This window comes from Novosphingobium sp. B-7 (assembly GCF_000410615.1).
GTDB lineage: Bacteria > Pseudomonadota > Alphaproteobacteria > Sphingomonadales > Sphingomonadaceae > Novosphingobium > Novosphingobium capsulatum.
Genome location: NZ_KE148330.1, coordinates 25,112 through 25,382 on the forward strand (window position 1 = coordinate 25,112; position 271 = coordinate 25,382).

Annotated in this window: 1 protein-coding gene; it reads right to left on the minus strand. The window is 69.7% G+C overall.

Features of this window, described 5'->3' with window-relative positions:
- On the minus strand, positions 1–268 hold a 268-nt coding region (locus H926_RS26925; protein WP_237741017.1), incomplete at its 3' end, for a prepilin peptidase.
- Between the last annotated feature and the right edge of the window lie 3 nt (positions 269–271).

Consider the following 271-nt stretch of genomic DNA (forward strand, 5'->3'; position numbering starts at 1 on the left):
CTGCCACCAGTTGCCCCCGCCCGATCGGCGCGGCGCAGGATTGACAGCGCCCGCGCAGGGCCAGCCATGAAACGATCGGCACCAGGTGCCACGGGCGCAGGCGCTGGCGGCAGCTATCGCAGGCCGAAGGCGCGCGGATGATGCCGCGCCCGGCCGGCAGGCGCACCGCCACGGTGCCCAGGAATGATCCGATGATTGCCCCCAAAATGGCGTCGATTGTCACCAAGAGCCAGGCCGGCATGCCCGCCACGACCGTAAACATCGGCATCTG